Below are 23791 nucleotides of genomic sequence, written 5' to 3' on the forward strand. Positions count from 1 at the left end.
TCTCACCGCGGGCACGATGAGGCGGGTCAAAGCTCGTTCCCTCACTCTCGTCCAACAAGGCTTGGGGTCCGCAGCCTGAACACTGCGGACCCCAAGTCACTTCCTTCACGCGGCTACTGCCCTCACTGTCCAGGCGGCTGGACAGGCGGTGGCACCGGCGGGAACGCTCCCGGAGCGCCCGGCTGATGTTGATACGGGCCGGGTTGTTGGTAGGGCCCCGGCTGCTGATACGGACCGGGGTGTTGGTAGGGGGCCGGCTGCTGAAACGGACCGGGCTGCTGGGGCATGAACCCAGGGCCGCCAAAGCCACCGGGACCACCATTGGCCGGGCCGTTACGGCCATTCCTCTTCTGCCGGACCACGACGATGACGATGATCGCGACTACGATGAGAACACCGGCCGCGATACCCACAATCGCGCCGGCACCAAGCCCACTGTCCTTCTGCTCGCTGGCCTGATCGCCACCATTACTCGATGCGCCAGGAGCATTCGCCCCATCCTTGCCCCCAGACGACGCGTCCTTGGGAATCCTCAGCGGACCGTTCTTGGAACCAGCAGGGATGTCATTCGTCAGCGCACGCAGAGGTCGAATGAAGCCGTACCCGTAGTGCGGGTCCGGGAGCTTTATTCCTTCCTGCCCTGGCGGTAGGCCAGCCGTCTTCACAAGGCGATTGGCGATCTGCCCAGCAGTTAGGTCGGGGAACTTAGAACGGAGAAGCGCCGCCGCACCCGAAACGTACGCTGTCGCATCCGACGTACCGTCCGCCAAACGATACGGCTTGGATGCCGCCGCAGACCGGATATGCACGCCAGGCGCGGTCAGCATGGTCTGGGGACCATAATTTGAGTCCTGCCACACCTGACCCGTCTTGTCAACCGCACCGACTGCCAGAAGCCCCGGAGAGGCAGCCAAGGGATCAATTTCACTTCCCGAGTTTCCTGTCGCTGCCACCAGAAGGACATCCTTCTTGTTGGCATAGGAAATTGCCTGCTTCACATCTTCCGAAACGTAAGATTGACCAATCGACATGTTGACGACAGAAGCACCGTTGTCAACGGCATACTTCAACGCCTCAGCCAGGCCCCCCGAGTTCGAGATCTCATCCTCAGACGGCATCCCTACTGGCAAAATCTTGGCGCCCGGGGCGATCCCCTTCACTCCTTCTGAACCGCCAGCACCGTGCCCGTGGCCAGCGATGACGGAAGCCATCGATGTGCCATGATTATCTTGATCTTGATGATTGGCAGGCCCGCCGTTTTCAATGTCCTTTCCCCGCAGGACACTGCCTTTCAAGTCCGGATGATCGCCGTTAACAGGGACATCGATCACTGCGACCGTGACGCCCTTGCCCGTTGACGCCTTCCACACGCTTTCAGCGTCAAACGACTTCAACGGCCACTGGTCATCTCTGATCTGATCCGCCAAAGCAGCCGGCGCGGAGCCGAAGAGCAGTGCTCCCGCCACCACCGCGCCGCCCACTGCACGCAGCGTTCGCGTGAAGCTCATGCCGTACACCTCTCACTAGCACAGTGGGGTCCGCAGCCCGAAGGCCACGGACCCCAATACCTTTCCGCTACGGTTTCCGCTTCCTCTGCGTCACAGCCCTACTGACCAGGCGGCTGTGTGGGCGGCACCGGCAGGTACGAACCGGGCGCGCCGGACTGCTGCTGATACGGACCAGGCTGCTGGTAGGGGCCAGGCTGCTGCTGGTACGGACCGGGCTGCTGCGGGGCGAAGCCGGGGCCGCCAGGACCGCCGTAGCCACCAGGGCCGCCGGGCGGCGGGCCATTGCGTCGATTCTTCGACCGGACCGCGATGATGACGATGATCGCGACTACGACGAGAATACCGACCGCGATACCCACAATCGCGCCAGTACCGAGCCCACTGTCCTTCTGGTCGCTGGCCTGGTCGCCACCATTACTCGATGCACCAGGAGCATTCGACCGGCCCGCAGACGATGCGTCCTTGGGAATCCTCAGCGGACCATTCTTGGAACCAGTAGGAACGTCCTTCGTCAGCGCACTGTACGGGCGGATGATGCCATACCCATAGTGCGGGTCCGGGAGCTGCAGACTCTCCTGCCCCGGCGGCAGAGCAGCCGTCTTGACGAGGCGGTTGGCGATCTGGCCGGCAGTCAAGTCAGGGAATTTTGAGCGCAATAGGGCTGCTGCACCCGAGACATACGCTGCAGAGTCAGAGGTGCCATTCGCCAGCTCATACGGCGTATTTGACGCCGCAGATCGAATGAACGTCCCAGGCGCGGTCAGCATAGTCTGCGGGCCATAATTCGACTTCTCCCACACTTTACCGGCCTTGTCGACTGCACCAACAGCGACTACTCCCGGGTGGGAAGTCAACTGATCAAGGCGGCCTGCGCCGTCGTTGCCTGTCGCAACAACGAGGAGGACATCTTTCTTCCCCGCGTAAGAAAGAGCCTGCTTCTCTTCCTCGCTTAGGACTGGCCACCCAAATGACATGTTAATGACGGATGCGCCATGATCGACAGCGTATTTCACTGCGTCGGCCAAGGGGTCCGAGTTCGGGTCCGGCACGTCACCCACTTCGACGGGGAGACCTACGGGCAAAATCTTGGCGTCTGGGGCCAGGCCCTTCACACCTTCTGAATTGCCAGCACCGTGGCCATGACCAGCGATGATGGCCGCCATCGCTGTGCCGTGATCCTCCTCTTGTTCTTGATTGGCAGGACCGCCGTGTTCAACGTCCTTCCCTGGCAGGACGTTGCCTTTCAAGTCGGGGTGATCGCCTTTGACGGGATGGTCGAGCACAGCAACGGTGACGCCTTTACCCGTTGACACCTGCCATACACTCTCAGCATCAAACGACTTCAACGGCCACTGGTCATCTCTGATCTGATCCGCCAAAGCAGCCGGCGCGGAGCCGAAGAGCAGTGCTCCCGCCACCACCGCGCCGCCCACTGCACGCAGCGTTCGCGTGAAGCTCATGCCGTACACCTCTCACTAGCACAGTGGGGCCCGCAGCCCGAAGGCCACGGACCCCAATACCTTTCCGCTACGGTTTCCGCTTCCTCTGCGTCACAGCCCTACTGACCAGGGGGCTGGGTGGGCGGCGCCGGCGGGTACGAACCGGGCGCGCTGGGCTGCTGCTGATACGGACCGGGCTGCTGGTACGGTCCAGGCTGCTGGTAAGGACCAGGCTGCTGAGGCGCGAACCCAGGGCCACCGAAGCCACCGGGACCACCATTGGGCGGGCCGTTACGGCCATTCTTCTTCTGCCGGACAACGACAATGACGATGACCGCGACGACAACGAGGACACCAACCGCAATACCCGCGATGGCACCCGTACCAAGGCCCCCATCCTTCTCGCCACTCGCCTGCTGACTGCCACCACCTGCACTCGCACCGCCCACGCCTGCGGACGAATCAGCCTTCGGCGTCTTCAGCGGGCCGTTCTTGGAGCCGGCGGGGATATCGGCAGTCAGCGCCTTCAACGGCTGGATGAAGCCATACCCATAGTGCGGGTCGGGAAGTTCAAGGTCCTTCTTTCCTGGCGGCAGGCCAGCAGACTTTACAAGCCGGTTGGCGATCTGACCTGCGGACAGATCAGGGAACTTCGAACGTAGGAGTGCCGCAGCGGCCGAGACATAGGCCGTGGAGTCAGACGTACCGTCCGCCAGATGATAGGGGTCCGAGCCCGATGCAGAAGCAGAAGTGATCTCTACACCGGGGGCTGAAAGCATCATCTGGCTACCTGAGTTGGACTTCACCCAAGGCTTTCCAGTTTTGTCCACTGCCCCTACGGACACGACTCCCGGTGAAGCCGCCAATGGCGTCAGCTTGCTCTCCCCATCATTGCCGGCACCCGCTACAACCAGGACGTCCTTCTTGCCGGCGTAGGCCAGCGCTTCTTTATCCGAATCGGTGAGAAACGCGGGAGCGATGGAGAGATTGATGACTGATGCATCGTGATCAACTGCGTACCTGATCCACTCACCAAGGCCAGAATTCTCCACCCCAGCGCCGACCTCAGGCCTTCCAACGGGAAGAATCTTCGCGTCTGGAGCGAGGCCCATCACTCCATCGGCATTTCCTGCACCATGTCCGTGTCCAGCGATGAGTGAGGCCATCCCAGTGCCGTGATCTTTTCTACCTTCCTGATCACCGCGCCCACCGTCGATGAAGCTCTTCCCCGGCAGCACATTTCCCTTCAAATCCGGATGGCTGCCGTAGACAGGATCATCGACGACTGCGACCGTGACGCCCTTGCCCGTCGACTCCTTCCAGATGCTCGCAGCGTCGAAAGCCTTGAGTGGCCACTGATCATCTCTGATCTGGTCCGCCAAAGCAGTCGGCGCGGCGCCGAAGAGCAGTGCTCCCGCCACCACCGCGCCGCCCACCGCACGCAGCGTCCGCGTGAAGCTCATGCTGTACACCTCTCCGTAGCGACAGTGGGGCCCGCAGCCCGAGGACTGCGGGCCCCACCTCGATTCCGCCGAGCACCTTATCTGGACTGGCAGGTCCCTACTCGATGACCTTGGGCGCCACGTTGCGCTCAGGCGTCCAAGTCTCCTCTTCTTCTACCAGGTAGTCCGGGCGCTGGCCGTTCTCTCCGCCCTTGTCCTTACCCTTTGCTCCGTGAGCACCATGCGCGCCGGCCATCCCTGCCGGGCGGCGACCGCCAGAAGCACCCTGCTGCGTGCCGCCACGACTGCGGTGCAAGCCAGATCCTCCTTGCCCACCGGCTCCGAGCTTGCCGCCCTTCCCGCCGACGACACCGCCCTTCTGACGTGCCAACGCACTGCCCTTACCGCCAGCGCCAGCACCCTTTGCGCCAGCACCCTTGCCGGCGCCAGCGGCTCCACCCATGCCTGGCATGCCGGCGCGGCCGCCCCGTGCGCCCGCTCCAGCACCCGCGCCACCGGCACGAGCGCCACCAGCACCGAGACCTCCGACCATCCCCGGCGCGCCGGAGCCGCCGACGCCCGGGCCAGACCCGGAGCCGATGCTTCCGGAGCCTGCGCCCAAGCCGCCAGTACCCACGCCGCCGCCGACACCGCCACCACCGGCGCCGCCAATGCCCGGACCGGTTCCTCCTTGGAGACCGTCAAGACCGGTCCCGATGTGAGGTGCAGGAGCCTTCGGGACGCTGCCGACGCCACCATCGATGCCATGCGGGCGCGGCGGTTCCATCGGCTGCGGCGTCGTGTACCCGCCGCCCTTCATCCCCGGCATCTTCCCCGTCGGTGCGCCTGTCTTCGGCGTGGACGGCATTGGACCAAATGCACCAATGCCTGGAATGGCCCCACCACCACCATCACCGTCGTGGTTCGGCGGCTTGATGCGTTCGTCCTCGATCCCACCACTGGATGCAAGGGCCTTCGACCCCGCTCGGTACGTCGTCCCCAACTGCTCCATATAGTGAGCAGCCTGCAGCTGACGCTCCTTCCCCAGCGACAAGCTGGTGCGGTTCTTCTCCATGGCATCCCAGATGCTCATCTTCGGATTCTGGAGGTCAACCTTCAGCTGCGAGTCATCCCGACCATCGCCGCCGACCATCCCACCGACAAGGCCGCCGACCAGGGCACCGCCTCCACCCGGCATGAGGGTGTTCCCGATCGCTGCACCCTTACCGACACCGGAACTGGCCTTATCAGCGAGCCAGTCTTCCTTGCTCTCCCACCCACTCGGCTCCTTGACCTCGTCGACGAACTTCTGGACGTCCTTGAGGTTGTCGCCGATCTGTCGCAGAACCTCGCCGGTGTTGTGCGGATACAGTGCGAGATTCGCGAAGTTATCGCTGATCTTTTGCGCCGATGCGGCAAACTGATCGGCAGAAGAACCGTGCCAGGTCTGCAGGACCTTCTGCACTGCATCATCGAAGTGCTTCTTGATGCCTCCGTCCCAGCCTTCGCCGACCAGTGCAACTCGGACGTCCCGCCAGCCCTTGGCGACATTGCCAACCTCTGTCGGGTTGGCCCCCGCCACCATCTGCTTGAGGTCGTTGAGTCCCTTTTCAGTGAACTGAGGGCGACTCGCGATGACGTCGTGGCCGACTTCTTGAGCCTCCCCCGATCCCTTTTCCGCCTTCTTAGGTGGCTCCGGCACATTGACCTTTGCCGGCTTGAACTCACTGCCCTTCGATGCCATCTGCTGTCCCCCACTCCGTCACGAACATGCCTGTCACTACATTCCGTCGGCTGACGTCACTGACCGGACATGGAGATCGAGTTATCCGCTTCCGCGTCCTGGTAAGCGCCCCTGACCTTGTGCGACTTCTTCCCGAAAGTGTCGACGAGACCCTCGACCATGTGCATCATCTTTTCGATCTCGCCCTTCATCTTCGCGTGAGCGCCATAGAGTTCCGCCTCCTCCTTGAATCCCTCGCCCAAGGAGCCCTTCGGAAGGTAGGTGCTGTTCGTGGCCGTGCTCTTCGAGTCGCCCATCTCCTTGAGGACATGGTTGAGCTCCTTGATGACCTGGTCCAAGGCATCCAGATCAACCCCGTACTGCCCATGAGCCATGATTAAGCCTCCCCGTGTGTTCGCAAACCAGTCTTTCGCCGCCAGTCGCGGAGTGCGATGGCGGAGCCAACTACCGTGCCGACGGCGAGAAGTCCGCCGCCGACAATGTAGATGGAATAGCGGGCGCGTCGGTCCTCGGGGCTTTCGCCGAGGGCGACGGCGACCGGATGGATGTTGGAGCCGTCAGCCACGTTGGAGGGCTTGTCCGGCTTGGGCTCTCCGGTGGGCACCGTGTCGTCGTTGAGGGCCGCCACCGGATCGACGACGCCCCAGCCGATGAAGTCGTTCCGGTTCGGCCGCACGCGCTCGGCGGTCTTTTCCAGCTGCCAGATGAGCTGCTGCGGAGTCCACTTGGTGTGCTTCGCCTTGAGCAGGGCCGCGGCTCCCGCGACGTAGGGGGCGGCGAAGCTGGTGCCCTGGTCGACGCAGTTTCCGCCGTCGGGGACGGTGGAAACCATGTCGACGCCCGGCGCGGCGATCTGGACGAACTTTCCGGACTGGGAGAAGGGTGCCCGCTCGTTGTTCCGGTCCGAGGCGGCCACTGCGAGGACATTGGAGTATTTCTCCGAGTAGGCCGCGGGCCACATGTCCTTCTCCCCGCCGTCGGCGCCGCCGTTGCCGGCCGAGACGACAATGAGAACCTCGTGTATCTCGGCGTACTTGACCGCTCGCTCAAGGGTGGGCAGCAGGCGCGGATCGGCGGCGGTTCCCTGCGAGATATTGATGATGTCGACGTTCTCGTCCACGGCCTTCTTGATGGCCGTCGCGAGGCTGTCAGCGGTGCCGGGCTTTTCCTGCGAAGTCTGCTGGAAGGGGACGACGGTTGCCTCGGGCGCTATTCCGTAGAAGCCGGAACCCTTCATGGGGCGGGCGGCGATGATGCCTGCCACTTTGGTGCCATGGCCGACCTTGTCGTCGTTCGGCTTTCCCTTGACGAGCGAGATGCCGCCGCTGCCGATCGCGTCCTTGATCTGGGGGTTTCCCGCGTCGATACCGGTGTCGACGACGCCGACCCGGATTCCCTTCCCCTTTCCGTACGCCCACATCTGATTGGTCAGTATGCGCTGCAGCGACCACGGGGTCTCTTTGATGTAGTCGGCGCCGAACTTGCACTCACCGCTGTTGAGCGGGACGTTCTCGTCCGCGACGGCCGGTGCGGCGGTGATGCTGGACAGGCCGACGATGCACGCCGCCGTAACCAGGGCGCCCGTCGTTCGGCGACGGTGCCCGGCTCGATGACCAATGGCGCGAGATCCCACGGGTTGTCTGCTCTCCATGAAGGGCGGAAGGGGAGGGGCGAGGAGTGAGAGGAGGAGTGAGGAGTGGGGGGTGGGGAGTGAGGCGTGGAGGAAGCGGAGGGCGGCTTGGACGGCAGAAGGGCGAGCGCACTGAAGCAGCGCGCTCGCCCTCATTGACCACTGTGCGAGCCGTCGGGGCTGCTCAGCCGATCGCTATCCGTACGTGTGCCGACGCGAGGTCAGCCCGCCCAGATACCGGAGTTCTTGTGCTCGGTGGCCTGGTAGTTCTGGGCGGCCTGGTCGAGCGCCTTGGCGATGGCCTCGAGCGTCGAGTGCAGGGAGGCCGCGCGCTGGTCCCACTCGCGCTGGCGGGCCTGGTAGCCCTCCTGCGCGGCACCTTCCCAGCTGGCGGCGATCTTCTTGACGCCCGCCTCGAGGTCGTCGAGCTGCTGGCGGATGTTGTTGGCCGTACCGCGCACGTCGGAACTGGCCTGCGAGATCGTCGCGAAATTTACGAGGATCTGGCCTGACATGGTGTCTCCTCAGGAGTTGATGATGCCGGGTCGATTCATGCCGCAGCGGGCCGACGGGAGTGCCCGACTGGCCCGTGCTGCGGCCGCTGAGCCGCTGCGCCGCACGGAGCGGCGCGGCTCCATCATCCGAACGGGGAAGCCGAAGCGGAGACGTGCGAAATCGACTGGGCCTGCTCCTCTTCGGAGGCGGAGTAGTTCTTCGTGGTCTCGTCGATCGCTTCCTTGATCTCACCCAGAAGCTGGTTGAGACGGTTGGCGTCCTCGTTCACCTGCGACTGCAGCTGGTTGTACGAGGAGGCCGCAGCACCCTTCCACCCGGACGTGATGGTGTCGACGACCGTGTTCAGGCGCGAGATCTCGCCCTGGATCGACTGGTTGACCGAGGAGATCTTGCCGCTGAACGCGACCATCTCCTCCTCGGTGGTTGTGTACTGCTGACCAGCCATAGTCAACGTCCCCCATGAGACTTGTACGTCGTACCGCGCCGCACCGACGGAGCCGGCTTGCGTGGTGGGCATCTCCTGCTGACGCCTTCGACCACTTTAACCACTCCACACGTCTGTTCCCAACTGGGGGAGGGCTCTTGTTGCGGGATCACTACATAGTCAACTCGCCCGCAGAGAAACCGTGTTCGTGGAATTCGGGCAGATGCGGTGCTACCGGTCAGAGCGGGAAATCCTGACCACAAAGACCTGACCACAAAGAGAAGATCGCAGGAACCGGAAGTCGCGATTTGGCGGGAGGCCGGGGCGATACTCCCGTGAAGGGTATCGGCCCGGCCTCCGTACGTCACGAAGCCTGCGGCTTATGGGCGCTTTGAACGTCCAACGACGGGCCCGCGGAGAGGAGTTCGGACCAGGTCTTCAGGATCAGCGGCGGATGCGCATCCTTGTAGCCGAGGCGGAGTTGCGACTGACCGCCCTCCTGGTTGGCCTTGCCGGCCTTCTCCCCGTCATTGTTCTCGGGAACGGAGTAACGCAGACCGGTATCGGTCACCAGGAACAGGCTGCCGAACTTCGCGGAAGGCGTGGAGGCCTGGCGGTACAACAGCCCGTTGCCGGGGGTGACATACGAGCTCGCACCCGGTGCGATCTTTGCGGGATAGTCCTTGCCGACCCAGGTCTGCATGTTGGGCACGCCGTTCGGGAATCCCAGCTTCTTGTTCGCCTCGCCCGGGTACTTGGTGCTGGTGCCCTTGTAGACGCTGCAGGAGACCCCGTTGTCCGTGGGGTTGATCAGGCCGCCGGTCTGCGAACCCTGCTTGAAGTTGTTCGCGGCGGAGACGGTCTCGGTCGGCCACGGCATGTCGATATCGGTGCCCTGGATCTTGCCCAGGTAGGTCTCCGCGTGACCCTCGGCGTCCTGCTTCAGGGTCATGCTCGTGGTGGACACCTCCACGGGCTTCATCGCGGCGCCGTCCGGGTGCACGTCCTTGGCGTTCTGGCCCTCGAGGAGGAGGTTCGCCACGAAGTCGGACACCTTGTAGACGCCGTCCGCCTGGACGACGTACTTCTGCCGGCTGTCGCGCGCCTGGAGCACCGTGCCGATGGTCCGCACGCTGTCCGGGACGCCCATGGCGGTGGTCCGCTGGCGCGCACCGGAAATACGGGGCATGGCGATCGGGACCGGGCTCTTGATGAGGGTGTCCATGAACTGCTGGGAGACCTTCTGCGGTTCGGCGGAGTCGCCGAAGATGATGCGCTGGAGGTCGCTGTTGGCCTTCACCGGACCCTGCGCCGGCGCGATCTTCCCGCCCAGCGTGGCGTCGAACTGGAAGGCCATGCCCTTCTCGTCGACCAGCCACCGCTGCCCCTTGGGGTCCTCGATGTAGAGCGCCTGGTCGTTGTCGAGCTTGCCCTTGCCCTCGACGAGGTCCTTGTCCTTGCCGCCGAGGACGAAGACCGTCTGCTGGGGCTTGCTGTTCTCGCCGCTGCCGGGACGGTCGCACACCGCCCAGACCTTCGGCTTGTCCACCTCGTCCTTGCCGGGAAGGCGGTCGGGCGCGTACGGAATACCGACGGCCGGACCGTGCGGAAGCTTTCCGTCGAGCTCGGAATCCTTGACCTGGACGACCTGGAACTTATTGGGATCGAGAAGAAGTCGGGCCGAGGCGAGGTTCAGAACGGGGTGCAGAAGCTTATGGCTTTTCCCGCCGGCGTCCGTGTTGGGGAGGACAACATATCGCGTGGTGGAGTCGGACCCGACAATGACATTGGCCCCGACGGTGTCCCATCCCTGCGGGGCAACGGGCTTGAGAATGCCACAGGCTCCGAATCCTACGAGCATCACGACCCCCATCACGATGCTCGGCACCACCGCCTTCAGCGGCTTGGGGGCACTCTCGATCGAACCGTTCGGCAGCGGCTTCAGAAATGCCGCATTCGTGCGCTTTCGAGCGAACGAATACGCATTCAGCTCGTCCCGACGTGATGCCATTGTTGCTTTCTCTCCCCGCTGTTGGATCCACATCGACCGCCCCCGGCACTCTCGCCGCAGCGCCCTCTACTATGCCGTGTGTCGATCGACCCGTACGGTACGGGTGCCACCTTCCAACGCACCAGTCTCAGCGGCGACCGATACGCCTAGAGCCACACCACCAGTAGAGGAGCAGGCCGGGGGATGTCCAGCGCCACCAGGGCTCGACGCCGCAATGGGCGGCAACAGCAGCAACAGCCTTCTGCTGCACCGCAATACGCGGGAAATGCTGACCAAAACGGTACAGCTCAGGGCAACAGAGGAAATGGCGGCCGGAGTTCTTCGGCCCGCCCGGCCGGTCCGGTGGCACCGCGGCTGCGCCAGCAGGCCGGAACCATCGGCGGTGTCCGCGTTCAGCAGCTGGCCATCATCGAACTCGCCGTGGCACTGGTGTTGGTGGGCTGGTCGATCCACCCGGCCGCACTGACCGCGGCGATCGTGATCGCGGCAGTGCTCATCATTTTCGCGCTCGGCCGCCGGCGGCGGATTCCGCTGCCGGAATGGATCACCACCGTGCGGGCGATGAAGCGCCGCGGCAAGAACAGCGCCTCCGCACTCGCGGCCACCCAGGGCGTCGACCCGGCCTTCGCCCCCGTCGTGGAGTGCGAACCGGCGCTGCAGACCTACGAGTTCACCACCGAGGCCGACCAGCGGGCCATCGGCTTCGTCGGCGACGGGACGTTCCTGACGGCCCTCGTCCAGGTGGACGCCCGGGACGAGCCGCTGCGGCCGCAGCGCGGCACCCACATGCTGCCGCTCGATGTGCTGCACACCGCGCTCGACATCGAGGACATCCACCTCGAATCGGTGCAGTTCGTCCAGTACACCCAGCCCGCGCCGGCCCCGCATCTGCCCGAACAGGCCGTCGCGGCCCGCTCGTACGCGCCGCTGCAGGCCCAGACGCAGACGCCGGCCCTGCAGCTGACGTGGATCGCGCTCAAGCTCGACCCCGAGCTGTGCTCGGAGGCGATCGAGGCCCGCGGCGGCGGGATGGAGGGCGCCAAGCGTTCGCTGCTGCGCGCCGCCGACCAGCTCGTCAGCCGGCTGACCGCGCACGGGGTGCGGGCCCGGGTGCTCGACGAGCGCGAGGTCGTGGCCGCGATCGGTACCGCCGTGTGCGTCAGCCCGCGCGCGGCCAACGGTGCGATGGGACGCGACGGCCGGGCGGCCCGCCGTACCCAGGAAACGACCCGGGCCATGCGCTGCGACGACCGCTGGCACTCCACGTACTGGATCGGCCGGTGGCCCCAACTGGGCCAGGGCGGCGCCCCGTTGGCCGCCGTCACCCAGCTGCTGACCAGCACCAGGGCGATGGCCAGCACCTTCGCGCTGACCGCCACGCACGGCGGCGGCCACGCCCCGGCCATCTCGGGTTACGTCCGTCTTTCCACCCGCAGCGAGAACGAACTCACGGCCGCACAGAGCGAGTTGGAGCGTCGTTCCGGTTCCGTGAAGGTCGGGCTCGTCCGGCTCGACCGGGAACAGCTGCCCGGCCTGCTGGCCACGCTTCCCCTCGGAGGTACCCGCTGATGGCCTCTCCCACCTATCAGCCCCGCGTCAACACCAGCAGCAACGGCTGGCGCAATACGACCGGGGGCACCGACGGCAGCCGCCGGCCCTCGCACCAGCAGCGTCCGGAGGAGGAGCAGGCGGGGCCGGCCGGCCCGAAGCTGCGGCCCGGTTTCGGTCTGCGCGGTCCCCGGCGCCGCCCGCACGTCCTGACGCCCGAGTCGCTCGCCTCGCTGACCCTGCCGGTCGGTGACGACGGCGTGATCATCGGCATCGACCCGCAGAACCAGCCTGCCGTGCTGAGCCTGCTGCGTCCGGCGCCGATGGAGATCGCCCTGGTCGGCAGCGTGTGGATGGCGCAGGTGCTGGCGCTGCGTACGGTCGCCACCGGCGCCCGGGTCGCGGTCGAGACGGCGCGGCCGCCGGTCTGGGGCCAGATGGCACAGGCTGCGGGCGGCGGACAGCAGTGCGTGTCGGTGCACGAGGTACGCCAGATCGCCCCCCAGGGACCGTCGGTTTCGAGCCCCGTGCTGGTCGTCCGGGACATGGGTGCGCGGCCGCCACGCAATCAGCTCGCCCCGAGCCCCTGGCAGTCGGTGCTGACCGTGCTGCCGTTCCTCGGGCCGCGCTCGCCGCAGATGCTCAGCCGCGCCGACCTGGTCGGTCTGCAGCGGCTTTCGCCCGAGGAGGCGGACGTTGTGACGCGAATCATGCGGCTTCCGGAGCAGGTCGGCGCGGTGCTGCCGACGCTCAGCGACAACGCCATGCTGTGGTGCTCGCGCGACGGCCACCAGTTCGTCATGACCCAGCCCACGGAGGCGGAGACCAACCTGCTCGGCGGGCCGCGCCGGATGGACTGACCGGCATCACGGCCGGTTGCCCGCCTCGCGCCCGGCGCGGCGCGGGCAGCCTGCCGCGGGCACGACTTACGGGCGCATCCACGGGTGCGCCCGTAAGTGTGCCGAAAGGGCCCGAAGACGACATGACGTCGACTGCCGCTGTGTGCCGACTGTTGATTAGGCTGTGGGGGAGCCGCAGGAGCACAGCACGACGGCAGTCGATACGGGGATGGCGCCAGTTAGTGTGGGCGCAACCCCGGGTGGTGTGTTCCGACTTCCGCTACATCCGATCGATCCGCCTGTATCCGGTCCTGCCGTTCAGGTGCGTGGCAATACACCAGGAGGCACAGTGAACGAGCAGGAGGCTTTCCGTCCGGACGGAAACGATCCTGACGACGACCAGTCCGAGTTCGACCTGACCGGTGAGTTCAAGATCGACTTCGCCGCGCCGGCCTGGTACGCGAGCAACGACACCAGTGGTGGCGGCGCGGGTGCTGCGGCCTCCCCCGCGGCTCCTCCTGCGTCTTCGTCCACCACTCCGCCCGTCGGGGCCCAGCCGCCCGTCGGGCCGCCCATGGGCCAGCCGCTGGCCGGGCCCGCGGACGCCGCACCGCCCGGATTCCCGACGCTGCGCCCGCAGGACGCGGGCAACGAGGCGCCGGCCGCCGCCGCTCCCCCGGTCACTCCGGAGGCGCCCGCGCCGGACGCGAACGCCGGTGCCGCTGCCGGTAATCGGCGCGCCGGCACCGGTGTCGATCCGTCGGCCTCGCTCTGGGACGACGACGAGGACGACGCGGAGCCGGAGGCGGCCGACGCGTCCGAGCCGGAGTCCGCACCCGCCGACCCGGCACCGTCGGCCGAGGCCACGGCTGCGCCCGACGCCCCCGTGGAGGGCGGCGCCCCGGCCCCTGAGGCCACCGCTGTGGCGCAGCCTGCGCCCGTGCAGCCCGCGCCCGCCCAGCCCGGTCCCGAGGGCGCCGCACAGGGTGCCCAGGCCGTGCAGGGCCAGCAGCCGCAGCAGGGGGTTTCGCAGCAGGGCATGCCCCAACAGGGCGTGCCCGCGCAGGGCGTGCCCGCACAGGGTGTGCCACAGCAGCACGGCATGCCCCCGCAGGCGGCCCCGCAGCAGACACCGCCGCAGGGCGTACCCCAGCAGGGAGGTCCCCAGCAGGGCGCACCGTGGGGTGCGGCCGCCGACGGCCGGCCGCAGGGCGTACCCGGCCAGGGCGCGCTGCCGCCGCTGCCGCCGGAGTTCCAGCCCGCGGACCCGCAGGCACAGGCGCAGGCGCAGGCCGCCCAACAGGCGCAGCAGGGCCAGCCGCAGGCGCCCGTGCAGCAGCCGCAGCAGCAGGCACCACAGCATCCGCAGGCCGGCTATCCGCAGGGCCAGCAGGCACAGCAGGGCGGCTACCCGCAACAGCAGCAGGGCGCACCCGCGCCGCAGCAACAGCCCGCGTACGGCTATCCGCAGCCGGCGTACGGCTATCCCCAGCAGGGTCAGCAGCAGGCCGCCCAGCAGCCCCAGGCGGCCGCGCAGCAGCCCGCGTACGGCTACCCGCAGACCGGCGCGCAGGGCTACCCGCAGCAGGGCCAGCAGGCCCAGCAGGCGTACGCCCAGCAGCAGGCCGCCCAGCAGGCGCAGGCTCAGGCTCAACAAGCCGCGCAGGCGCAGCAGGCACAGCATGCAGCGCAGGCCCAACAGGCCGCCCAGGCACAGCAGGCAGCGCAGGCACAGCAAGCCCAGCAGGCGGCCCAGGCACAGCAGGCCCAGCAAGCGCCTCAGGCACAGCAGACCCCGTACCAGCCGCTCCCCGGGCAGCAGGCCGGCGACCCGAACGCGGCGGCGAACTACGCCTCGTACTCGCAGCCGGGTCAGCAGCAGCCGCAGCAGCGGGCCGCCCCCGGCGCGCCGCTCGGTTACAGCGCCGCCGTGGAGCTGACCTCCGACCGGCTGCTGCGCAACCAGCCCAAGAAGCGCAAGCCGGGTGCCAATGCCCAGCCGTCCAAGTTCAAGCTGGGCGCGAAGAAGGAAGAGGCGGAGCGGCAGCGCAAGCTGGAGCTGATCCGTACGCCGGTGATGTCCTGTTACCGGATCGCGGTGATCAGCCTCAAGGGCGGTGTCGGCAAGACCACGACCACCACGGCCCTGGGCTCCACCCTCGCGTCCGAGCGGCAGGACAAGATCCTGGCGATCGACGCCAACCCGGACGCCGGCACGCTCGGCCGACGGGTGCGCCGCGAGACCGGTGCGACCATCCGTGACCTGGTGCATGCGATCCCGCATCTGCACAGCTACATGGACATCCGCCGGTTCACCTCGCAGGCCCCCTCGGGCCTGGAGATCCTCGCCAACGACGTGGACCCCGCGGTCTCGACGACGTTCAACGACGAGGACTACCGGCGGGCGATCGACATCCTCGGCCAGCAGTACCCGATCATCCTCACCGACTCGGGTACGGGTCTGCTCTACAGCGCGATGCGCGGAGTGCTCGACCTCGCCGACCAGTTGATCATCATCTCCACCCCGTCCGTGGACGGTGCGAGCAGCGCGAGCACCACCCTGGACTGGCTGTCCGCGCACGGCTACGCCGATCTGGTGCAGCGCGGCATCACGGTCATCTCCGGGGTCCGCGAGACCGGCAAGATGATCAAGATCGATGACATCGTGTCGCACTTCGAGACCCGTTGCCGCGGCGTGGTGGTCGTCCCCTTCGACGAGCATCTCGCGGCCGGTGCCGAGGTCGACCTCGACATGATGCGGCCCAAGACCCGCGAGGCGTATTTCAACCTCTCCGCCTTGGTGGCCGAGGACTTCGCGCGGGCACAGCAGGCGCAGGGGATGTACCCGCAGCAGCAGATGGGCGACCCGTACGCCCAGCAGCAGATGGGCGGCGATCCGTACGCCCAGCAGCAGTACGCCCAGCAGGCCCAGCCCCAGCAGGGCCAGCCGCAGCAGGGTCAGCCGCAGCAGGGTCAGCCGCCGGCCGGTTACCCGCCGCAGCAGGGCGGCTGGACCCAGCAGCCCGCCCAGCCGCCGGCGCACTGGCAGCAGCAACAGCCCGCTCCGGACGCCCCGCAGCCCGAACAGCAGGGCGGCCTGGGGCCGGGGTGGCAGCAGCAGCCGCCTCCGCAGTGAGGCGCGGACAGCGCGCATGAAGAGGGCGGGGCCCGGCACGTGTCAGGTGCCGGGCCTCGCCCGTATCACGTCATCCCTCAGATGAGTGACTGAATCTCGGCCGAACTGTGCCTGAAATCGGCCGAGTTGAGGGTTCCGCAGTGCTGCATGCGCCTGCCCTGAAGGGCCTCCGCGGGACAACACCTGCTCCCCGTGAAGGGCTACCGCAGCACTACACCCGCCCACCCCCCGAAGGGGGGTGGGCGGCGGGGAAAAAATGCCGGTGGAAAAAGCGGCGGGAAGAACGCCTACTCCACCCCCGCAACCAACCCCCGAGCCACCTTCACATCCACCGCCATCCGCTCCAGCAGCGCATCAAGCGTGTCGAACTTCTCCTGCCCCCGGATATAGGCAATGAAGTCCACCCCGACATGCAGGCCGTACAGGTCCAGGCCGACGCGGTCGATGGCGTACGCCTCGACGGTGCGCGTCTTCCCGTCGAACTGCGGGTTGGTGCCGACCGAGATGGCGGCCGGCATCGCCTCGCCCTCGACCTGCAGCAGCCCCGCGTAGACGCCGTCGGCGGGGATCGCGGTGTGCGGCAGGGTCTCCACATTGGCCGTCGGGAAGCCCAGTTCGCGGCCGCGCTGGGCACCGCGTACAACGACGCCCTCGACGCGGTGCGGCCGTCCCAGGACCTCGCTGGCCCCGGCCACGTCGCCCTCGGCGACCAGCCGGCGGGTGAGCGTGGAGGAGAAGGCCTCGCCGCCGCCCGCCGCGCCGCGCTCGTAGAGGTCGATGACCTCCACCGTGTAGTCGTAGGTGGTCCCGAGTTCGGCGAGGGTGGCGACAGTGCCGGCCGCCTTGTGCCCGAAGCGGAAGTTGGGACCCTCGACGACGACCTGCGCGTGCAGCTTGTCGACCAGCACCTTGGCCACGAAGTCGGCCGGCTCCAGCGTCGAGAACTCCTTGGTGAACGGGAGGACCAGCACGGCGTCCACCCCGAGCCCCGCCATCAGCTCCGCACGCCGGTGGTGCGGCGCCAGCAGCGGCGGGTGGGTGCCGGGGCGCACGACCTCGCTGGGGTGCGGGTCGAAGGTCACGACCACCGCGGGAATCCCCAGCTCACGGGCGCGCGCGACGGCCTTGCCGATGATCAGTTGGTGGCCGCGGTGCACTCCGTCGTACGAGCCGATGGTGACGACGCTGCGCCCCCAGCCCTCGGGGATGTCCTCCAAGCCACGCCAGCGCTGCACTCTGCCCGCTCCTCGCCCGAACCCTGTCCGTCCCTTGCGCCAATTCGGCATGGCGCAGGTCTAAGACTGCCATGCCGGGGGTGATGCTCCACGCGAAGGGGGGTTCCGGGCGGCCCTGCGGACCCGATCCGCCGCAGGCCACCGGCGTCACCGGCGGATTCGCAGGCCACCGGCGTCACCGGCGGATACGCGGGCGCCCGGCGACCGGCGACCGGACCGGCCCGCCCGGTCAGCTGTGACATCCGGTGAGCGTGGCACGGGCCCCGGGGCCCACCACCGCCGCCCACTCCCCCGGCTCGTCCGCCACCCAGTCCTGCACCCGCCGGGCGAAGCCGGGCACCCGCCGGCCCAGCTCCACCAGCTGCCGGTCCAGGCGGACGGCGCCCTGCGGCGTGCGGACCAGCAGCATCGCGGTGCGGTGCACCAGCTCCCGGGTGCGTTCCGCCGACCGCCGTTCCGCGCCCTCGGCGGCCGCCCGGAGCAGCGCCTCCAGCACCCGGGTGTCCGGCTCCGCCCCGCCGTATCCGCCGTGCGCCGCCGGGTACGACGCCTCCTGAGCCAGCAGCGCGTCGAGCAGTTCGCGGCGCAGCGGGGCCGAGTCGCCGGAGCCGGGTTCGGCCACCACCGCCGCGAGCGCGCACCGGACCGGTGCGGGGTACCCGGTCAGCAGCTCCACGGCGAGCGGGCGGAGCGCAGCGCGGGCGGCCGGTCCGCGTTCGAGGCGGCGGTCGAGGAACTCCGCGACCGGCCGCGCCGCGCGCTCCGGGCAGTGCCGCGCGCAGTCGCGGACGAGGTCGGCGATGCGGGCGACGAGGTCCGGCGCGTCGATACGGGCGAGCATGCGCAGCAGCGCGTCCGCCACCGGCGGGCCCTCGCCGCCGACCAGCCGGGCGCGGAAGGCGTCCAGCACCGCCCCGGTGTGATCGGTGAGGGCGGCCGTGAACGCCGTGGGCGGCAGCTGGGGATCGCCCGCGACGAAGCGCGCCAGCGCCCGGTCCAGGAAGCGGGAGCGGGTGGCCGGATCACCCACCAGCAGGGCGAGCGCGGAGCCGTGGTGGGCGGCGTCGGCGCGCCGGGCGAGCAGGCACAGCGCGGCGTAGCGCAGCAGGGCGCGGTCGGGCGCGGCGGTGGCGTGGGGGGCTGCCCGCAGGCCGTACGACGCGGCAGCGGCGCGGCGCTCGGGGCGCTCGTCGTGCGCCCAGCGGTCCACGGCCCGGCACACGGCTGCCGGTTCGTCCTCGGCGAGCGCGTCCATCAGCTCGTCTCCCCTGGGGTGCGCGGCGGTCACCAGTGCCTCCAGGAGCGCGTCGAGCGTCGGCCGGCGATGGGTGTGCAGCAGGGCCTGCGCGGCGGCGGCGACGGTGATCTCACGGGCCAGGGCGCGCACGGGCCGGGCCGGGCCGCCGCCGTCCGCGCCGGGGCGCTGCAGCGGACGGGTGTCGTCGAACCAGGCGCACAGCAGCGGCTGCATCCCCTCCGGGTCCGTCCGCAGCAGCGCGGCCGCGGCGTCGAGGAACCGCGCGGAGCGTGCGCCGGGGCCGGCCGCCGCGGACGGGTCGTCGGCGGGGTGCGGACGCGGACCGTCGGCGGGGCCCATCGGACCGCCGCCGTCCCGGGCGGGCTCGGGGCGGTCGGCGGGGTGGTCAGCAGGGTGGTCGGCGGGGTGGACCCGTACGCGCGGGGGCTCCGCGAACGGGCCACCCGGCTGCGGCACAGTGGCCGTCGGGTGCGCCCCTGCCGCGCCGGCGGCGGCGCCCGCCCCCACGCACCCCGGCAGCCCCGCCGGCACCCGCCCCGCCGCCCCCGGCGGCCCGTCCGCCGGCAGCAGTCGGCGCAGCAGATCCATCCGGTCCTCGTCCGTCAGCGCCAGCCGTTCCCAGAACCAGGGGCCGAACTCCGCCAGGCCGGTGTGCTCGAAGCCGCCCGCGCGCAGCGACCGCTCCGTGATCCGGTCGGCAAGCAGCCGCAGCACGCCCGTGTACGGCCGCGCATCGGGCACCCGGAGCAGGACGCCGGTCAGCAGCCGGGCGGCCCACCGGCGGCCGTCCACGGCGGGTGCGGCCGGCGCCCCGGGGCCGGCGGCGGTCGCCATCGGCACCAACTCGGCCAGCCGGAAGGTCAGTTGTACCGTCCCCTCCCGCCGGGCGAGCAGCAGCAGCGCCTGGACGACCGGTCCGGTGCGCCGCCCGGGGGCGGGCCGGAGCCCGGGGTCGGCGTGGGCGCCCTGCAGCCAGTCCGCGAATTCCTCGTGGGTGAAGCGGTATCCGCCGCCGGCCGGGACCAGCAGTCCCTCGCTGAGCACGGCGGCGGCCCAGCCGGGCTCCGGCGGAAAGACCTCCTCGAAGGACATCCGGTCCAGCGCGCCCGGCCCGGGGCGAAGGCAGCGGCGGGCCGCCTCGTGCACCTGGCCGGCGACCTGGGCGGCCAGGCGGCGTACGGCGGTGCCGCGCAGCGCGGGCCGGTGCGCGGCCGCCAGGCGTACGGCGATACGCAGACACACCAGGTCCAGGTAGGCCTCGAAGATCTGATGGCGGTCGGGGGTGCCGAGACCGGCCGTATCGCCCTTGGGGAGCGCCGCCAGGACCTCCGCGAGCAGCCGCAGCGCCAGCGGATGGCGGGCGTCGGCCGCGGCCGGCAGCCCCGGTGGCAGCCGGTAGCGGCCACGGGCGCGCTCCGCCGCGTCCTCCGGGAGATCACCGAGCCCCACGCAGTCGGGCAGCGCGGGCAGCGGATGGCGCGACCGGTGCAGCAGCGCGGGCGGGAAGAGCGCCCCGGCCCGCTCCCAGTACTCGGAGCCGCAGGCGAGCACCAGCCGCACACCGGCCGTACGCAGCCAGTCGGCCGTCGCCTCGGTCCACTCGGCCAGCCGCCGGTCCAGGGCCGTCGGCATCTCCTCCGGACCGTCGAGGAGCACCAGCAGCCCGCGCCCGGCCGCGGTCGCCGCCCGGGCCACGCCCTGGGAGGTGGTGTCCGTCGGATCACCGGCCGTACGGCCCGCCGCGGCGACGATCCGGCCCGCGGAGCGCAGCGCGCGCTCCACCGCCGTCCGCACCCCGTCGTCGCCGGGCCGCAGCTCCGCGCCGCGCAGCCGGACGGTCGGCGCCGGGAGGGGCCCCTGCGCCCGGCGGGCGGCCAGCGCGGCCAGCTCCGCGCTCCGCCCGGTCCCCGGCTCCCCCACCAGGCCCAGCACCAGCGCGGTCGCCCTGCTGTCCTCGAAGCGCGCGAACTCCGCGGCCACTTCCGGTCGTTCGACCGGTTCCCCCCACCGTCGCGGCCGTTCGGCGGCGCCCGCGGACACCTCGGCCAGGCGCCGGGCGCCGGCCGGATTCAGCTCGCTGCCGTAGGCGGGGACGGTCGCGGCGTTGCGCTCCAGCAGCGCGGCCAGCACGCCCCCCGGCGCGGCCTCGGCGACGGCGCGCAGCGGGATCGCATGGCCGCCGGCCCGGCGGCCGGAGTGCAGCGCGGTGCCGAGCACGCCGAGCACCGCGCCCGTCCGTGCGTCCAGCACCGGCCCGCCGACCGCGGCGCCGCCCAGCCGCAGCGCCTCCCGGCCGCCCGCACAGAGGTGGAGCTCCAGCGTCTCGTCGAGGAGATGGACGCGGTCGGTGGCCGTGTACATCACCCCGGAGCCCGGCCCGACGACCGTGCCGTCCAGCCAGCCGCCCGCCCAGAGCCGGGCGTGGGTGCCCGCCGCGGGCCGGCCCGCGGCGATGGGCAGCGGCAGCAGCCGGTGCGGGCCGAAGCCGTCGGTCCGTACGAGGGCGAGCCCGTCCTCCGGCAGCGGTGTCACGGCGTCGGCCGCCACCAGGCAGGTCCATCCGCCGCCGCCCGCCGCACCGCCGCCCGCCCCGTCCGCCATGGGCTGCAGCACCAGCTGTGCCGCCCCGTCCACCGCTTCATGGCTGGTGATCACGGTGCCGTCGGGGTCCGCGAGGAACCCCGTGCCGCGCGTGCGACCTGCCAGATCGCGGATGCGTACCAGGGCCGCGTCCACATCGGCGTCCAGCAGTGCCATTGCCGATCCTCTCGCCTGTTCGGTCCCCCGCACGGTAAGCAAGCAGTGATCGTCATGGCAGGGCGCCGATCCAACGCGCCCCCGTCCACTCCTTGATTCACTCCGAGCGCCTCACCGAATGAGTGAATGGCCCGGCTCCGCTGGAGAGACACAAGGTGAGGGGGATGGTGGAGCGCGGGCCGGCCCTCCGTACGCGGCCGGGCGGCCCGCGTTCCACCACCCTTCCCGGGGCGGCCGCCGCCGCGTCCGCACACACGAAAGCCGGGTCCGGAGCGTGCGAGACGCTCCGGACCCGGCCAGGGTGCACGGCCCCTCGGGCCATGCCTCAGACCTCGAACACCGCCAGGCTCTTCGCCTTCCCGCCCTGGTTCTCCACCAGGGCCAGGAACCGGCCGTCCGGCCCGAACGCCGCGACCGGGCCGTCGCCCTCGAACCGCGGCATCGCGATCCGCGCGCCGTTGAGCAGCAGCCGCGCCTGCGCCTCGGCGACGTCCCAGCGGGTGAACGCCGCGGCGGCCGCCTCACCGAGCGGCATGACCGGCAGGCCCTCCCCCTCGGTGTCGTCCACCGCGGCCTGGAGCTGTTCGAGCGTGCGCGCCCGGTCCAGCTTGTACGGGCCGACGCGGGTACGGCGCAGCGCGGTCAGATGGCCGCCGACCCCGAGCCCGGCCCCCAGGTCGCGGGCGAGCGCGCGGATGTAGGTACCCGACGAGCACTCGACGGAGACCAGCAGATCGGTCACCGGGGTGCCGTCCTCGGCCTCGGTCTCGTGCGCGGAGTGCAGCAGGAACGAGGAGACGGTCACCGGCCGGGCCGGGATCTCCACGTCCTCGCCGTCGCGGACCCGCGAGTACGACCGCTTGCCGTCGATCTTGATGGCGCTGACCTTCGACGGGACCTGCATGATCGCGCCGGACAGCCGGGCGATCCCGGCGTCGATGTCCTCGCGGGCGAGGCCGTGCGCCGCCTTCGACGCGGTGATCTCGCCCTCGGCGTCATCGGTGATCGTCGTCTGGCCGAGCCGGATCGTGCCGACGTACTCCTTCTCCGTCAGCGCGAGATGGCCGAGGAGCTTGGTGGCCCGCTCGATGCCCAGGACGAGCACGCCCGTCGCCATCGGATCGAGCGTGCCGGCGTGCCCGACCCGGCGGGTGCGCGCCATGCCACGCATCTTCGCCACCACGTCGTGCGAGGTGAAGCCGGCGGGCTTGTCGACGATGACCAGGCCCGCCGGCCGCCCACCACCCTTGCCGGAGCGCGCAGCGCGCTCGCCCCTCCCGATGGGCTTGTTGCTCTCACGCTTCATTCTGCCGCGGTGCCCTCGTCGTCCTCGTCCTCGCCCGGCTTGCGGTACGGGTCGGCCTCACCGGCGTACTGGGCGCCCGAGGAGACCTCGCGCACCTTGGCGTCCGAGGCCCGCGCCTTGTCCAGCAGGTCCTCGATGGTCTTGGCGTTCTCCGGCAGGGCGTCCGCCACGAAGGCCAGGGTCGGCGTGAACTTCGTGCCGGCCGCGGCGCCGACCGCGGAGCGCAGGATGCCCTTGGCGCTCTCCAGCCCGGCGGCGGCACTGGCGCGGTCCTCGTCGTCGCCGTAGACCGTGTAGAAGACCGTAGCCTCCCGCAGGTCGCCGGTGACCCGGGTGTCCGTGATGGTCACATGCGAACCGAGCCGCGGGTCCTTGATGCCGCGCTGCAGCTTCTGGGCGACCACCTCCCGGATGAGGTCCGCCAGCTTCTTCGCCCGCGCATTGTCGGCCACTGGTCCGTCTCCTTCTTTCTTCCACAATTGTGCTTCCACCGGCGGCGAGCTGCCCGTACCTCAGGTCAGTCGTCGTCGCCGTGCAGCCGCCGGTGTACCGACAGCAGCTCCACTTCGGGCCGTGCGGCGACCAGGCGCTCGCAGCGGTCCATGACATCGGTGAGATGCCCCGCGTCTCCGGACACCACCGCCAGGCCGATCCTGGCCCTGCGGTGCAGATCCTGGTCCCCGACCTCGGCGACGCTCACCGCGTATTTGCGGTGCAGCTCGGCGACGATCGGGCGGACGACGGAGCGCTTCTCCTTCAGCGACCGTACGTCGCCGAGAAGCAGGTCGAAGGACAGCGTCCCTACGTACATGCAGTGCGGGTCAAGCCGACCCGTGAGGCCTCGTATTCGGTAAGCCCTGCCGATATTTGGCAAGAACACAAGAACGGTACACGCAACATCGGACACCGATCGACGGGATTACTTTGCGTAGGAGCGAGGGAGCGGTGGGTGAGCACCTCGCCCCCGTCCGCACGGTGGTACCCCGCAAACGGCCGGG

General features: G+C 69.4%; 17 protein-coding genes. 3 read left to right on the forward strand and 14 right to left on the reverse strand.

The window, feature by feature from the left end; genetic code table 11:
• Window positions 1–122: 122 nt before the first annotated feature.
• From CPH93_RS08770 to eccB, 9 genes are all read right to left on the reverse strand, one after another.
• On the reverse strand, window positions 123–1508 hold the full coding sequence (locus CPH93_RS08770) for a S8 family serine peptidase (RefSeq protein ID WP_173909750.1): 1386 nt from the start codon (window positions 1506–1508) through the stop codon (window positions 123–125).
• A 98-nt stretch (window positions 1509–1606) separates the two neighbouring features.
• Window positions 1607–2968 carry a S8 family serine peptidase gene (locus CPH93_RS08775; protein WP_173909751.1) on the reverse strand — a complete coding sequence of 454 codons (1362 nt, stop codon included), beginning with the start codon at window positions 2966–2968 and terminating at the stop codon, window positions 1607–1609.
• Between the two features lie 98 nt (window positions 2969–3066).
• A complete protein-coding gene (locus CPH93_RS08780) occupies window positions 3067–4410 on the reverse strand; it encodes a S8 family serine peptidase (RefSeq protein WP_173909752.1) in 1344 nt (447 codons plus the stop codon).
• Between the two features lie 97 nt (window positions 4411–4507).
• Entirely contained in the window at window positions 4508–6133 is a 1626-nt protein-coding gene (locus CPH93_RS37235; protein WP_159394984.1) for a hypothetical protein, read from the reverse strand.
• A gap of 56 nt (window positions 6134–6189) precedes the next feature.
• Window positions 6190–6507 carry a hypothetical protein gene (locus CPH93_RS08790; RefSeq protein WP_096212480.1) on the reverse strand — a complete coding sequence of 106 codons (318 nt, stop codon included), beginning with the start codon at window positions 6505–6507 and terminating at the stop codon, window positions 6190–6192.
• 2 nt (window positions 6508–6509) lie between these two features.
• Window positions 6510–7766: a type VII secretion-associated serine protease mycosin gene (gene mycP, locus CPH93_RS08795; protein ID WP_093485438.1), complete on the reverse strand. Its 1257-nt coding sequence runs from the start codon at window positions 7764–7766 to the stop codon at window positions 6510–6512.
• A 218-nt stretch (window positions 7767–7984) separates the two neighbouring features.
• Window positions 7985–8278 carry a WXG100 family type VII secretion target gene (locus tag CPH93_RS08800; RefSeq protein ID WP_006602760.1) on the reverse strand — a complete coding sequence of 98 codons (294 nt, stop codon included), beginning with the start codon at window positions 8276–8278 and terminating at the stop codon, window positions 7985–7987.
• A 122-nt stretch (window positions 8279–8400) separates the two neighbouring features.
• Entirely contained in the window at window positions 8401–8724 is a 324-nt protein-coding gene (locus tag CPH93_RS08805; RefSeq protein ID WP_006602761.1) for a WXG100 family type VII secretion target, read from the reverse strand.
• A gap of 343 nt (window positions 8725–9067) precedes the next feature.
• On the reverse strand, window positions 9068–10714 hold the full coding sequence (gene eccB, locus CPH93_RS08810) for a type VII secretion protein EccB (protein WP_096212481.1): 1647 nt from the start codon (window positions 10712–10714) through the stop codon (window positions 9068–9070).
• Window positions 10715–11056: 342 nt separating this feature from the next.
• On the opposite strand from eccB, the gene eccE reads away from it, so the two are divergent.
• The 3 genes from eccE (at window position 11057) to CPH93_RS08825 (ending at window position 16237) form a co-directional block, all read left to right on the forward strand.
• Window positions 11057–12283, forward strand: a complete 1227-nt coding sequence (gene eccE, locus CPH93_RS08815; protein ID WP_093485436.1) for a type VII secretion protein EccE — start codon at window positions 11057–11059, stop codon at window positions 12281–12283.
• Window positions 12283–13122, forward strand: a complete 840-nt coding sequence (locus CPH93_RS08820) for a hypothetical protein (RefSeq protein ID WP_096212482.1) — start codon at window positions 12283–12285, stop codon at window positions 13120–13122. Before eccE ends, CPH93_RS08820 begins: the two co-directional genes overlap by 1 nt.
• A 328-nt stretch (window positions 13123–13450) precedes the next feature.
• On the forward strand, window positions 13451–16237 hold the full coding sequence (locus CPH93_RS08825) for an SCO5717 family growth-regulating ATPase (protein ID WP_096212483.1): 2787 nt from the start codon (window positions 13451–13453) through the stop codon (window positions 16235–16237).
• A 287-nt stretch (window positions 16238–16524) separates the two neighbouring features.
• Here CPH93_RS08825 and CPH93_RS08830 read toward each other — a convergent pair whose 3' ends face one another.
• The 5 genes from CPH93_RS08830 to CPH93_RS08850 form a co-directional block, all read right to left on the reverse strand.
• A complete protein-coding gene (locus CPH93_RS08830; protein ID WP_096212484.1) occupies window positions 16525–17472 on the reverse strand; it encodes a bifunctional riboflavin kinase/FAD synthetase in 948 nt (315 codons plus the stop codon).
• A gap of 229 nt (window positions 17473–17701) precedes the next feature.
• Entirely contained in the window at window positions 17702–21487 is a 3786-nt protein-coding gene (locus CPH93_RS08835; protein WP_096212485.1) for a hypothetical protein, read from the reverse strand.
• 325 nt (window positions 21488–21812) lie between these two features.
• On the reverse strand, window positions 21813–22793 hold the full coding sequence (gene truB, locus CPH93_RS08840; protein WP_093485431.1) for a tRNA pseudouridine(55) synthase TruB: 981 nt from the start codon (window positions 22791–22793) through the stop codon (window positions 21813–21815).
• Entirely contained in the window at window positions 22790–23245 is a 456-nt protein-coding gene (rbfA, locus tag CPH93_RS08845) for a 30S ribosome-binding factor RbfA (RefSeq protein ID WP_042149527.1), read from the reverse strand. The genes truB and rbfA overlap by 4 nt, the downstream gene beginning before the upstream one ends.
• Window positions 23246–23310: 65 nt before the next feature.
• A complete protein-coding gene (locus CPH93_RS08850) occupies window positions 23311–23604 on the reverse strand; it encodes a DUF503 domain-containing protein (protein WP_093485430.1) in 294 nt (97 codons plus the stop codon).
• Between the last annotated feature and the right edge of the window lie 187 nt (window positions 23605–23791).

Origin of the sequence: Streptomyces sp. 2323.1 (assembly GCF_900221035.1) — a bacterium.
GTDB lineage: Bacteria > Actinomycetota > Actinomycetes > Streptomycetales > Streptomycetaceae > Streptomyces > Streptomyces sioyaensis.